The organism is Mycobacterium sp. (assembly GCF_050701675.1).
Taxonomy (GTDB): domain Bacteria; phylum Actinomycetota; class Actinomycetes; order Mycobacteriales; family Mycobacteriaceae; genus Mycobacterium.
In genome coordinates, this window is record NZ_JBOGDD010000085.1 from 1 (window position 1) to 12,136 (window position 12,136).

At 67.0% G+C, this 12,136-nt stretch carries 15 protein-coding genes; 2 read left to right on the forward strand and 13 right to left on the reverse strand.

Features of this window, described 5'->3' with window-relative positions:
* Positions 1–279, reverse strand: a 279-nt coding sequence (locus tag ACRDUX_RS02615; RefSeq protein WP_526410734.1) for a nuclear transport factor 2 family protein, incomplete at its 3' end; no start/stop codon positions are given.
* Positions 280–334: 55 nt separating this feature from the next.
* Between ACRDUX_RS02615 and ACRDUX_RS02620 the strand changes: the two genes are divergently transcribed.
* On the forward strand, positions 335–967 hold the full coding sequence (locus ACRDUX_RS02620; RefSeq protein ID WP_526410736.1) for a class I SAM-dependent methyltransferase: 633 nt from the start codon (positions 335–337) through the stop codon (positions 965–967).
* A gap of 3 nt (positions 968–970) precedes the next feature.
* Here the strand turns inward: ACRDUX_RS02620 and ACRDUX_RS02625 are convergent, their stop codons facing one another.
* The 12 genes from ACRDUX_RS02625 to ACRDUX_RS02680 all read right to left on the reverse strand — a co-directional run bounded on the left by ACRDUX_RS02625 (position 971) and on the right by ACRDUX_RS02680 (position 11,604).
* Complete coding sequence (locus ACRDUX_RS02625) at positions 971–1,294, reverse strand: DUF6285 domain-containing protein (RefSeq protein WP_526410738.1); 324 nt, start codon at positions 1,292–1,294, stop codon at positions 971–973.
* On the reverse strand, positions 1,291–2,253 hold the full coding sequence (locus ACRDUX_RS02630) for a phosphotransferase family protein (protein ID WP_526410758.1): 963 nt from the start codon (positions 2,251–2,253) through the stop codon (positions 1,291–1,293). Before ACRDUX_RS02630 ends, ACRDUX_RS02625 begins: the two co-directional genes overlap by 4 nt.
* 11 nt (positions 2,254–2,264) lie before the next feature.
* Positions 2,265–3,506 carry an acyl-CoA dehydrogenase family protein gene (locus ACRDUX_RS02635; RefSeq protein WP_526410740.1) on the reverse strand — a complete coding sequence of 414 codons (1,242 nt, stop codon included), beginning with the start codon at positions 3,504–3,506 and terminating at the stop codon, positions 2,265–2,267.
* A gap of 27 nt (positions 3,507–3,533) precedes the next feature.
* Entirely contained in the window at positions 3,534–4,151 is a 618-nt protein-coding gene (locus tag ACRDUX_RS02640; RefSeq protein ID WP_526410742.1) for a TetR/AcrR family transcriptional regulator, read from the reverse strand.
* Between the two features lie 8 nt (positions 4,152–4,159).
* A complete protein-coding gene (locus ACRDUX_RS02645; protein ID WP_526410744.1) occupies positions 4,160–5,074 on the reverse strand; it encodes a hydroxymethylglutaryl-CoA lyase in 915 nt (304 codons plus the stop codon).
* Complete coding sequence (locus tag ACRDUX_RS02650; protein WP_526410760.1) at positions 5,071–6,300, reverse strand: CaiB/BaiF CoA transferase family protein; 1,230 nt, start codon at positions 6,298–6,300, stop codon at positions 5,071–5,073. The genes ACRDUX_RS02645 and ACRDUX_RS02650 overlap by 4 nt, the downstream gene beginning before the upstream one ends.
* 29 nt (positions 6,301–6,329) lie before the next feature.
* Complete coding sequence (locus ACRDUX_RS02655; RefSeq protein ID WP_526410746.1) at positions 6,330–7,523, reverse strand: alpha/beta hydrolase family protein; 1,194 nt, start codon at positions 7,521–7,523, stop codon at positions 6,330–6,332.
* Positions 7,524–7,554: 31 nt separating this feature from the next.
* On the reverse strand, positions 7,555–8,685 hold the full coding sequence (locus tag ACRDUX_RS02660) for a homogentisate 1,2-dioxygenase (protein ID WP_526410748.1): 1,131 nt from the start codon (positions 8,683–8,685) through the stop codon (positions 7,555–7,557).
* 108 nt (positions 8,686–8,793) lie between these two features.
* A complete protein-coding gene (locus ACRDUX_RS02665) occupies positions 8,794–9,174 on the reverse strand; it encodes a nitroreductase/quinone reductase family protein (RefSeq protein ID WP_526410750.1) in 381 nt (126 codons plus the stop codon).
* A gap of 22 nt (positions 9,175–9,196) precedes the next feature.
* Positions 9,197–9,829, reverse strand: a complete 633-nt coding sequence (locus ACRDUX_RS02670) for an NAD(P)H-dependent oxidoreductase (RefSeq protein WP_526410752.1) — start codon at positions 9,827–9,829, stop codon at positions 9,197–9,199.
* 13 nt (positions 9,830–9,842) lie between these two features.
* Positions 9,843–10,997 carry an acyl-CoA dehydrogenase family protein gene (locus tag ACRDUX_RS02675; RefSeq protein WP_526410754.1) on the reverse strand — a complete coding sequence of 385 codons (1,155 nt, stop codon included), beginning with the start codon at positions 10,995–10,997 and terminating at the stop codon, positions 9,843–9,845.
* 40 nt (positions 10,998–11,037) lie between these two features.
* The gene (locus ACRDUX_RS02680) at positions 11,038–11,604 is read right to left on the reverse strand and encodes a TetR/AcrR family transcriptional regulator (protein ID WP_526410756.1); all 567 of its coding nucleotides are present in this window, start codon (positions 11,602–11,604) and stop codon (positions 11,038–11,040) included.
* Positions 11,605–11,909: 305 nt separating this feature from the next.
* Between ACRDUX_RS02680 and ACRDUX_RS02685 the strand changes: the two genes are divergently transcribed.
* Positions 11,910–12,136: alpha/beta hydrolase-fold protein (locus ACRDUX_RS02685; RefSeq protein ID WP_526410762.1), on the forward strand; the 227-nt coding region annotated here is incomplete at its 3' end.

Here is a 12,136-nt window from a genome sequence, read left to right on the forward strand (position 1 = left end):
TACCCGCAGTGTGATCGACGAACCGTTGGTCCCGTCGGCCCGCAGAACGTGCTGCTGGACGAAGCCGCCGCCGAAGAACTGACGGTCGAGAATCTCGTAGGTCCGCTGTGTCGTGGTCGCGATGAACCACCTGATCACCTTAAGCGCCCGCACGCGGTCGTTGTCGTGGGCATCACCGCTGTGCCACACCGCGACGTCGTCGGCCCACAGCCTCTCGACGGCTTCGTAGTCGCCGCGTTCGATTGCCCCGAACAATCTGACTGCCACGTCCTCGGCCATCGTCATCTCCTCATCTCGTTGACCTCAATGGCGGTTGAGGTAGAACACTGGCTCCATGACTTCCGCGACACCGTCCATGGACCGTTTCGACGACGCCTATCGATCCGGCACCCCGCCATGGGTCATCGGCGAGCCGCAGCAGGCGATCGTCGACCTCGAAGCCAACGGCTTGATCCGCGGCAAGGTGCTCGACGCCGGCTGCGGCGCCGGTGAACACACGATCCTGCTGGCCCAGCTCGGATATGACGTGGTCGGCATCGACTTCGCGCCGAATGCCGTCGCGCGCGCCAGGGAGAACGCGGCGGCCAAGGGCGTCGACGCGCGCTTCGAGGTCGCCGACGCGATGAACCTCGGCACCGCATCGAAATACGACACCGTGGTCGACAGCGCCCTGTTCCACGTCTTCGACGAGGCCGACCGGGCGCGGTACGTGGCGAGTCTGCTCGGTGCCACCTCCTCGGGTGCCCTGGTTCACGTGCTGGCCCTGTCCGATGCGGGCCGCGGATTCGGGCCGCAGGTCAGCGAGTCCGACATCCGAACGGCATTCGGCACCGGCTGGGAACTGGAAGCGCTGGACACCGTCACGTACCGGGGAGTGGTCACCGACGTGCACGCAGACGCCATCGGTCTCGCGGTGGGGACCAGGGTCGACGAGCCGGCCTGGCGGGCGCGGGCCCGACGGCTCTGAGCGCTACGGGTTCTCATAGCCTGGATGTGATACCGCGAGGCGGTGACTGACGAGCGCCCGTAGACACCCCAACACCTCCGGTCCGTGGTCGTCGAGGTCGCCCGCGCGAATGGCCGCAGCCAGCGCTCGTTCATCGCCGAAGCCGAGCAGGTCCGGTGCGCCACTGGCGTCGAGCAACTCTCGCTCGACGGTACGCAGTACGTTGGCGGCGACGCGGGCGTGGAATTTGACGGAGCCCGTGCTGGAATCCTTGACGTCGGATTCCAGGAACTCTGCGACCGCCGCGACGAGCTCGGCCGCGGTGGGTCTGCCGTGAACGTCGGTCACGATGCCTCCAACAGCGCAAGCAGGTCGAACTCCGTTTCGCAGACGCGACGGCCGATCGCGGCGAGCTCGACGGATCGCGTCTGCCCCGACAGGTGGCGCTCCGCCTGGTAGCGGCAGATGACACCCCAGCGCAGCGTGGACAGCACCAGCCACCAGCGCATGGCGTCGCGATCGAGAGTCGTGCCCGAGGCGTCCTCGTAGGCATTCAGGAAGTCTTCGATGCTGCCGAGCCCCCCGGCCGCGAGCGACTCGGGCGCACCGAAGCGCCACGCCCTGATGCAGAACCACGCCAGGTCTTCGTACACCTCGCCGCTGTGGGTGAGCTCCCAGTCCAGCACCGCCGCCAGCTGGGCGGGTTGCTCACTGGTCTCGATGATGAGGTTGCCCATCCGGAAGTCGCCGTGCACGAGCACGTTCCGTGATGCGGCAGGCCGGTGGGCCGCCAGCCACCGGAACGTCCATTCGAAAGTGGCCGTCGTATCGCCCATTTCGTCGAGCTGGCAATGCCATTCGTCCAGCTGGTCGGAGACCTTCAGTCCGATGCCGGTCGGGTCGGCACGGTGGATGGCCGCGAGCGCCGTCGCGCATTGTCGGACGAGGTCGGCACGGGAGTCGTCGTCGAGGGCGCGCTGGATCCTGCGCACGATGGTCTCGCCGCCGATGAAGTCGCAGACGAGGAACGGATTGCCCAGTGGGCCAGAGGAATCGTCGGCAACCAGGACTGATGGCACCGGTGCTCCCGTGGCAGCCGCCCGGCCGAGCGCCGCCGCCTCGAGTTCCATGCCCGCATGAATCTCGTCGGGAGGCCCGATGCGCAGGATGAGCTCGCGCGACCCGGTGTCGGTGACCGCGTCGAAGGCCCACGTCGCCCGGCTCGCGCCGCCGGTCAGTACTCGCAGGTCGTCCACCCGGACGTCGCCGAGCGAGGGCGCCAGCACACCTGCAAGCGCTGGAGCCAGTTCCTCGGGCGTCACTTGCGGGAACCGAACTTGAACATCCGCTGCGCCACCCGTCGGATCTGAATCTCCTCCGCCCCCTCGGTGATCCGGTATCTGCGATGGTGACGGTAGATGTGCTCGAACGGCTCGTGGCGGCTGTAGCCGAGACCACCGTGAACTTGCATGGCCCGGTCGGCCGCCTCGCACACGAGTCGGTTGGCGCGGTAGTTGGCCATCGACACCTTGTCCGACACCTCCATGTGGTGGTTGCGGTCAAGGTGCCACGCGGCGTAATAGACCAGCAGTCGCACCATCTGCGCCTCGGCCTGCAGCTCGACGAGGGGCCATTGCACGGCCTGGTTCACCGAGAGCGGCTTGCCGAACACCACGCGCTCGCTCGCGTACGCGGCGGCCCGGTCGATGCAGTACTGCGCAGCGCCCAGACTGCTGGCTGCCTGACGAATCCTGTTCTCGTGCAGAAAGGTCTGGCCGACCTCCAGCCCGTGGTCCACCTCGCCGAGTATCGCGTCGGCGGGCACGTGCACGTCCTTCAGCTCCACCTCGGCGTGGTCGGTGGGCATGTTGAACGTCCACCAGTAGAAGGGCACCGTGAAGCCTGGCGTGTCGGTCGGCACCAGGAACGCCGTGATCCCGACCGCCTGCCCGGCCTCGCCGGACGTACGGGCGAAGACCAGGTCGTGGGTGGCCCTGTGCACGCCCGTGTTCCAGCGCTTGGTCCCGTTGATCACCCAGCCGCCACCGTCGGCCACGGCGGTGGTCTCCAGCCAGGTGGCATCGGAGCCGTGGTCCGGCTCGGACAGCCCGAACGCCATCGAGCGCTCACCGGTGAGCAGCGCCTCGCCCCACTCCTTCTTCTGCTGATCCGTCCCGAATCGGTCCATCATGATGACCTGGGGGAAGTTGCCAACGATCGACGACTCGTCCTGCAGGTCGTTGTGCAGCCCGAGACCCTTGTGCGCCAGGTGTTCCCGGATGACGGCCATGTCGAGGTTGGTGCCGTCACGTCCGCCGAATCGCGACGGCAGGCCGTAGCGCAGCCAGCCCGCAGCATCAGCCCTGCGACGCATCTCGTCGAGCAGATCCTCCCACGCCCGCTGTGGGATACCGCCGTTCTCCCAGTCGGTTCTGGCGTATTCGCGGCGTCGATCGAAGTACTGCATGTGCTCGGCTTGCAGCGGCTCTATCTCCGCCTCGATGAAGGCGTCCATCTCGGCCAGTAGACCCGGAAGGTGCTCGGGCAGGGCGAAATCCACACTGATTCCTTTCTGATGGGGCAACTCTCAAAAGCCGTACAGCGTCTTCTTCCAGATCGTCGACAGAGTCCGCACCGCGTTCTCGTCGGTGCTTGCGACTCCCAGCATGCCGGTGTCCTCGCGGAGATACACCGTGGTGAATCGCTCGAACAGTAGCGAGATGGCCAGCGCGGTGTGTTCGGGATCGAGATCTGCGCCGTAACCCTGCTCCTGCGCGTGCAGTACCGAGGACCGCACGATGTCGATGCCGAACCGGCGGAATTCGTTCTGCAGCGCGGCGAACCGTGGCCGAACCGCCGCGAGTTGGTCAACGGCGACCATGATGCCGATGTTCTGCTTGAACATGTTCCAGTACCCCGTCACAGCCGAGACGAAGAATTCGCCGTCCTCTGGCGAGTCCGGCAGGTGCATCTGCGGGCCGAGCGGTGCGACCACGTCGCGCAGGAACGACTCGGCCAGCACTGCCAGCAGGTCTTCCTTGTCGGTGTAGTACCGGTAGAACGCCGCAGGAGACTTGCCGGCCGCCGAGGTGATCTCGGTCAGTGTCGTGCCGTGGAAACCCCGCTCGGCGAACAACTTGCGAGCGGCGAGCTCGATGGCGTCGCGGGTCTGACGCCCCTTGGCGGTGAGTGACTCGGCAGGCACGGTCCGGCTCAGCTCAGGATGCGATCGCCGGCGCGCAGCAGTGCGCTCGGTAGGTCGTGGCCGACGGCCTTGCGGGCGACGTCGGCCGCGTGGATCGCCGCCTTGAGGTCGACGTCGACTCCGATCCCACTGTCGCGCAACAGGTAGACCAGGTCCTCGGTGGCGATGTTGCCGCTGGCGCCTGGCGCGAACGGGCAGCCGCCAAGGCCGCCAACCGACGAGTCTAGCCGCCTGACGCCCGCGGCGACGGCGGCATAGGCACTGGCCAGCCCGGCGCCGCGGGTGTTGTGGAAGTGGGCGCCCAGCGGCAGGTCGCCGATGATCGGCCGGAGCAGCTCGATCAGGGCGGTCACCCGTCGCGGCGTGGTGGTGCCGATGGTGTCGGCGATGGCGACCCTGTCCGCACCGATCTCGACTGCCGCGGTGGCGATGTCGAGCACGCGCTTGGGGTCAGTCGGCCCGTCGAACGGACAATCCCACGCGGTGGCGATGATCACTTCGATGGTCGCGTCGTTCTCGTGCGCGATGCGAGCGATGTCGGCGATCAGATCGGTGGACTCGGCGGTCGATCGACCGACGTTGGCGTGGCTGTGCGCGTCCGCGGCCGAGACCACGTATTCGATGGACCCCATCCCTGCGGCGATGGCCCTGCCCGCACCGCCGGGACCCGCCACCAGCGCGGAGAACTCGACGCCGTGGGACTCGCGCAGGCGCGGCAACTCGGCTGCCAGCGCCGCGGCGTCGGCGAGTGCGGGCACCTTCGACGGGGATACGAACGCGGTCGCCTCAATCTCACGGACGCCGGTGGCGACGACTGCCTCGAGGAGTTCGATCTTCGCCGACAACGGGATCGGATCCTCGATCTGCAGCCCGTCGCGCAGGCTCACCTCGCGAATCGTGACGAACTCTCCTGAAACGCTCACAACACCCCCTCCCTCCGCAGCGCCTCGAGCTCGTCCGCGGACCGGCCAAGCAGCCCGCCGTACACCTCGCCGTTGTGCTGGCCGGGCGCGGCGGAGCCCGCGAAGCGGATGGTCCCTGGCGTCTCGGACAACACCGGCACCACGCCGGGGCCCTTCACGTTGCGTTCGACCCTCTCATCCCAGTGATCGGCGATCATGCCGCGGGCCACCAGCTGCGGATCGGTGACCACCTCGGCGACGGTGTTGATGGGTCCGCTGATCACGCCGGCCTCGCCAAGGGTGGCGATGATGTCGGCGGGCTGCCGCTCGGCCGCCCATGCGGCGATGATCTTGTCGATCTCATCCTGATTGCGGCCCCTGGCAACGTGATTGACGAAGCGATCGTCGGTCGCCAGCTCGGGCTGGCCCATGGCGCCACACAGCCGGCGGAAGACGGTGTCTTGATTGGCCGCGATCACCACCCAGGTGCCGTCGGCCGTCGGATAGATGTTCGACGGCGCGATGCCCTCGAGCCTGGTGCCGGACGGCCCGCGGACGACACCGCCCACGTCGTAGTCGGGGATTGTCGACTCCTGGATGGCCAGGCATGCTTCGGTCAGGGCGGCGTCGACGACCTGGCCCTCACCGGTCACCGTGCGCCGGTAGAGCGCGGCCAGCGCGCCCTGCACGGCGAACATGCCCGCCAGGCTGTCGCCAAGCGATAGCGCCAGCCGCGGGGGAGGCCCGCCGGGGAAGCCGTTCATGTGCCGCAGCCCGCTGGCGGCCTCGGCGACCGACGCGTATCCGGCCTTCTGCGCCTCCGGCCCGGTCTGGCCATAGCCGGACACCCGCACCAGGATGATGCCCCGATTGCGTTCGCGCAGAACGTCGTAACCCAGATTCCACTTCTCCAGCGTGCCGGGCCGGAAGTTCTCCACGATGACGTCGGAGTGCTCGACGAGGTCGAGAAAGAGGGCACGGCCAGCTTCCATCCGCAGGTTCAGGGTGGCGGCCTTCTTGTTGCGGGCGTGCACCGTCCAGAAGAAGTGGTGGCCGTCGAGTTCGGCCTGACCCCAGGTGCGCAGCGGGTCGGGGGAGCCGGGTGGCTCGATCTTGATGACCTCGGCGCCCATGTCGCCGAGCAGGCGTCCCGCGAACGGTCCGGAGATCAGGGTGCCGACCTCGATGACGCGGATGCCGTCCAGCGGGCCCGTGCAATTCCCCGAGTCGCTGCGCTCGCCCCCCATAGCGGGGGGAACCCCTGCGCCGGTGACACTCACAGCGAGAACCCGTGCCGGTGTAGCCAATCCGTGCAGATCCCCACTGCTTCCCGGAGCGTGCCGCGTTGGTCGGGCCCGGAGTAGTAGTGGTTGGCGCCCTCGATCTCGCGCATCTCCTTGTCGGGATGCCCGATCGCCTCGAACAGTCGGCGGGTGTGGCTCGGCGTGCAGGCGTCGTCGGCGAGGTTGCCGATGACCAGCGCAGGCACGGCGATGTCGGGTCCGCAGGCCACGGCGTCACCGTTGGCGTCGTCGTAACTCCATTGTGAGAGCCAGCTGCGCAGAGTGCAGAACCGGGCCAGACCGACGGGTGAGTTGTTCACCACCTGAGGATCACCCAGGTAACAGGTGCCAGGGGTGCGGTCGTTCGGGTCGACGGTCGGATCCAGCCAGCGCGGGTCGGCCATCGTGCCGTGCACGACGAAGCCGAACTCGTCATCGGGTCGTCCCTCTTCGGAGAGCTTCGCCAACTTCTCTTTGACCCACTTGGTGATTCGTCGGTTGCGGTCGACCTGGGCCTGCCGGTACCGCTCGAGGAACTCCTGGCTGTACGGCGGCTGGTTCGGGTTGTCCGCGTTGTAGAGGTCGAGTTCGGGGTTGCGCGTGGACGGATCGGACTCGTCGAGAATGGAGGCGTCCAGCCATTCGGTCATGGTGCCGTGGCGGCTGATGTGCGCGGCAAGGAGCATGATGCCGTCGGCGGGGATCAGGCCGAGCTTGGTCAGGTCGGGACCGTCACCCGATGGGCTGGCCGTGATCGTGGGGCGTTGGGCCTGCTGCTGGTAGAACACCGACAGTGAACCGCCGCCGCTCCAGCCGGCCAGCACCACCTTTGAGTAGCCGAGGCGATTTTTGGCGTCCTTGATGCACTCGCCGAGGTCCTCGACGACCTTCTCCATCAGCAGCGCGGAGTCGGTGCCACGGAATCGGCTGTTGCAGTAGATGACGTGGTTACCCGCCCGGGCCAGGGCGTTGATCATCGGCAGGTAGGCGCCGCCACCGATCGGGTGCATGAATACCAGCACGGTATCCGATGGATTGTCCTTCGGCTTGAGCAGATAGCTCTCCAGAACGACGAGCTCGGCGACGCCGCCGTACACGTCGCGTGTCGTCGAGGTGTTCTGGTAGGCAACGAGATACGGGATGCGCTCGTAGTCGTGCTTGACGGGAGCCTTCTCGGTGGTGGTCATCAGTGCCCTCTCCTCTTCGCGCAAGCGCTCATCAGTGCTGCCCGAGATCGTTGGCGAGTACCTCGGCGGACGGGACCAGGCGACGGCGGGTGTCGACGGCGATCACCGACCAGTCCACGCGGTCGTACTCGTCGAACTTGCGGCGGGCGCGTTCGCGTGCCTTCTCCGGCGCACCGTGGTGAACCCCTTGTGGCGCATGCGAAACGAGGCCGGGCGGCATCGGGATGCCGTACAGCGAGCCGCTGTGGAAGAACGCAATCTCGTCGTAGTCGACATTGCGGTGGTACCAGGGTGTCCGCTCGGTGCCAGGCACGCCCTCGGCCCGCTTGGGCAGGAAGTTCATCACGTAGACCCCGGTCGCCTGCATGAACAGGTGCACGGTGGGCGGCAGGTGCACGCTGTCCGAGGTCACCACGTTGTAGTCGGCGATGTTGAACGTGAACGGGAAGTTGTCGCCGCGCCACCCCTCGACGTCGAGTGGATTGTGTTGGTAGAACAGGGTCGTCGGCCCACCATCGTGGACAAGGCGTACTTCGTACTCGTCCCGCCCGTCGTCGTCGATCGGTTCCGGCTCGGGCACTTCGATCTGTGAGGGATCGAACGGAAAGTGGCGACCCAGCTGTCCGGCAGGCGGCACCCGGAACTCGTCGGTGGCCTGGATCATCAGCAGCGTGGTCTCGCCGGAACCGCCCCCCTGGTCGCTCCGCTCCTGTCCCCGGGGATCGGGCACCTGACGCCACGTACACGCCTTCGGGATGTACACCCAGTCGCCCTCGCGGTAGCGCAGCGGACCGAACTCCGTCTCCAGCAGGCCGGCGCCCTTGTGCACGAAGAAGAGAACGTCACCGTCGACGTACCGCACGAAGTACGGCATTTCCTCGGTGCGCCGGGACAGCAGCACCAGGCAGTCGGCATTGGAGAACATCAGCAGCGGACCGCCGCTGGCATCGGTCGCGTCGGCGGGCTTCAGCTCGCTGGACAGCACGTCGACGGGTCGCAGCGGCCCGACCGATCGGTACGCCGTTGGGTCGTTGCGCCGGTAGATGTTGGCGGTCCGTCCAGTGAAGCCGCCGCGGCCCAGTTCGTCGTCCTTGAGGCCGTCGAGGTCGGCGTGCAGACGCCGCGGCGTCGTGCCCTTGCGGAGGTGGATGAACGATTCCATGGCTGTCTCCAATGACGTCGCGGCAGGGGTGGACGTTCAAAACTAAAACTGACATTACTTTTATCTTTGGCGATGAGCAAGGCCTAATTCGATGAGGGGTCGCCTTGGCTAGCGGTCGAAGTCGACGCGCACCGTCAGCAAATTCGTGCCGAACGTGCGCACCCCGAACGCGTTGAGCTGTGACTGCTCTCGCAGCCTGGCGTTGGGGTCGTCGTCGGGCACCAGATGTGCGGTTCCGTTGTGCCACTTGCCCCGTAGCCGCACGCGGACGCGCGGGTCGGCCTGAATGTTGCGGACGTACTGGGACTTCTCGCCGAATTCCGAGACGAACCAGAACCGGTCGCCGTCCACCTGGCCGCCGAGCGGGGTGCGACGGGGTTCACCGGACTTGCGGCCGGTCGTCTCCAGCAGCGTCTGGAAGGGCAGTCGGCGCATCAGTGGGTTGGCCACCCGCTTCTGGAAGAAAGTGGTCACTGCGGCATTGGGCATGGATCCCATTTCACACCACCGGTCAATGGGCAGCGGTCGCCGAAGCGCGCGCCGCGTCGATCGCCTCGGTGCGCATCGACTCACGCTCCTCGGTCGTCCACCTGGTGGTCGGCTCGATCACCAGCGAGGTCACGTCGTAACCCACCATCGTGAACACGTACTCGAGATATGGACGCTGGAAGTCCTGGAGCTCGGGGCTCGTCCCGTCGTAAGCGCTACTACGAGTCAGGATGAGCTGCAAGGGTTTTCCGTCGCCTAGCGCGCCGACGTGCTCGCCGCGATCGTTGAGCGTGAAGCTGGCCACGGGCTGAACGATGACGTCGATCCACGCCTTCAGCGCATGGGGGATGTTCCAGTTCCACATCGGGGACGACACCACCAGTCGATCGAACGCGCGCACCCGCTCGATCTCGGCGAGCACCCGCTTCCAGATCTTCTTCTGCTCATCGGTCACGGGCTCGCCGAACAGCGTCGCGAACTTGACGATCGCCGCATCACGGCCGAAGCGCAACAGCTCATCGCCCCAGACCGAGAAGCGTTCGACCTCGCCGCCCAATTCCTCCAGGTAGGCCGACGCCGCCTGCGAGGACAGGGCGTCGTCACCCTTGGGGCTGCCCTCCACCCATAGCACTCTGCTCTTCGCGCGAGCGCTCATCGCTGCGTCCGGGTCATACCATCGCCGTCCGCGGGATCTTCATCCCCAGTGCCAGCGCACCCGCGAGTTCCCGGCTGGTGTCGTAGTCGAAGACGACGTGACCGGAGATGACGTCGACGTCGCGCTTGAAGCGTTGCAGCGGGCTGTCGAGGAAGTGGGCACTCGCCCCGGAGGCCTCCGTCAGGGCGGCGATCACCGCGCGGGACTCGTGCACGATGTGCGCTGCGGCCATTCTCGCGTCACCGCGAACCGGCCGGGGGACCGAATCTCCCGAATTGACGATGTCCTCGATGGTGCCGACGGTGTCGGCCAGCAGTCCGCGCAATGCCCGCAGCCGCACCCGCGCCTCGCCGAGGTGAGCCTGGGCGATGGGCTTGTCCCTCTGCATCACGCCCTCATACGGCAGCACCCGTTCGGCCAACCGCTCCGCGTACAGCTCGCTCACGCGCTCTGCGCTGCCGAGGGCAGGCATCGCCGCCAGGAGGGCAAGCGCGGGGACCATGGGCCAGCGGTAGGTCGACGAGTCGTACAGGCTCGCGCCCGGCGCGGTGCCTCCGTAGATGTCGATGACCCTCACCAGCCGGTGTTCCGGTACGAACGCATCGGTCACGACCACGTCGTTGGAGCCGGTGGCGCGCATCCCGTCGGTGTGCCAGACGTCTTCGGTGGTGAAGTCGGCCGCGGGGAGCAGCGCCAGGGCGGGATAGATGCCATCGTCCGGGCCGCACAGTGCGCCGACGATGAGCCAGTTGCCCGCCATCACACCAGTGGCCCACGACCACCGGCCGGTGAGTCGGATGCCGCCGTCGACGGCCACGCCGCGGCCGGTGGGCGCCAGGGGGGCGGGCGCCAGGAATGGCCGCGTCGCGAAGGCCTCCTCCTGGGCCTGCTCGCCGAACAGCGCGAGCATCCAGTTGTGCAAGGTGTAGAAGCCGATGGTCCATGCGCTGGAGGTGCAGCCGTGGGCCATTCGGCGGACGGGATCGAGGATCGTGGGGAAGTCGGCCTGCTGGCCGCCGAAGCGCTTGGGCACCAGGAGTTCGGTGAGCCCCGTTGCCCTCAGGTCGGCGAGGGTGCCCTCGGGTAGGCGCCGGAGGTCCTCGGCTTCGCGGGCGCGTTCGGCCAATCTGCCCACGAATGCGTCGGTGATTCCGTCGATTGCCTGCATGTCGGCGACGCTACCATACCTAAAAGTATGGAAGCCGGTCTCAGCGCGCAAGCATGAGGTCTAGGAAGCGTTCACCACGGGCAGCGTCCCTGGCATCGGGCATTGCGCCCGAGAGGTGGAGGAAGCCGATGCCTGCCGCGAACGTCGCGTTGGCCCTCATCTCCGCCTCGTCGACGTCGAAGCCGTAGTCCACGAAGGCCTGGCGAACCGCGCGCAACAGCTTGCGGTCCGCGGCGCGCACGCTCCCGGCAACGGTTTCATCGGAACGCGCCCACTCCCGCATCGCCCGTTCCAACGTCCAATGCCGGGGACTGACCAGGGACGTCATCATCTGGGTCAGTCGCTCTCTGGGGGCCAGGCCGTCCATGTCGTCGAACGCGCGGCGATCCTCGTCCCGCAGTTCACCCCAGGATCGGATGAGGGTGGCGCGGTAGCTGGGCATGCCGTCGAAGTGCCAGTAGAAGCTGCCCTTCGTGACGCCGAGGCGGTCGCACAGCCGGTCGATCTTGAGCGCCTTGATCCCTTCCTCGGCGAGCAGTGCGTAGCCGGCCTGAATCCAGTCGTCGAGGCCGAGACGGTTGCCTGCGCTGCTGCGGGAACTCGTCACGAGCAGCAGCCTACGGCTCCGAAAACCCGCTCGACTGACGGTCGCGTCACTCCTCGTGACCGTGTCCGGGTTGGCTCGTGACGCTGGCCGCGTGTTTTACTGCCTACTACAAGTTATTACTCAGGTCCTCCTGCTATGTGGGCGGGCGCGGCTGACGGAGATGATTCGGATGCCGCATGGGCGATCTCAGATCGCAGCGGAGTGGGCGACATACCCGTAACAGGAACTGGACGGATTCGTAGATGTTGTTTGACGGAACACTCGGACGCTTTGCGCGCCGACTGCTGGGCGTGACCGCGGCTCTGATGCTTCTGCCGGGAATGATCGGCGTCCTCGGCGGCAGCGCGACTGCGGGAGCGTTCTCGCGCCCCGGCCTGCCGGTGGAGTATCTGCAGGTTCCGTCTGCGGGCATGGGCCACGACATCAAGGTGCAGTTCCAGAGCGGCGGCGCCAACTCACCCGCCGTGTACCTGCTCGACGGCCTGCGTGCCCAGGACGACTTCAACGGCTGGGACATCAACACCCAGGCGTT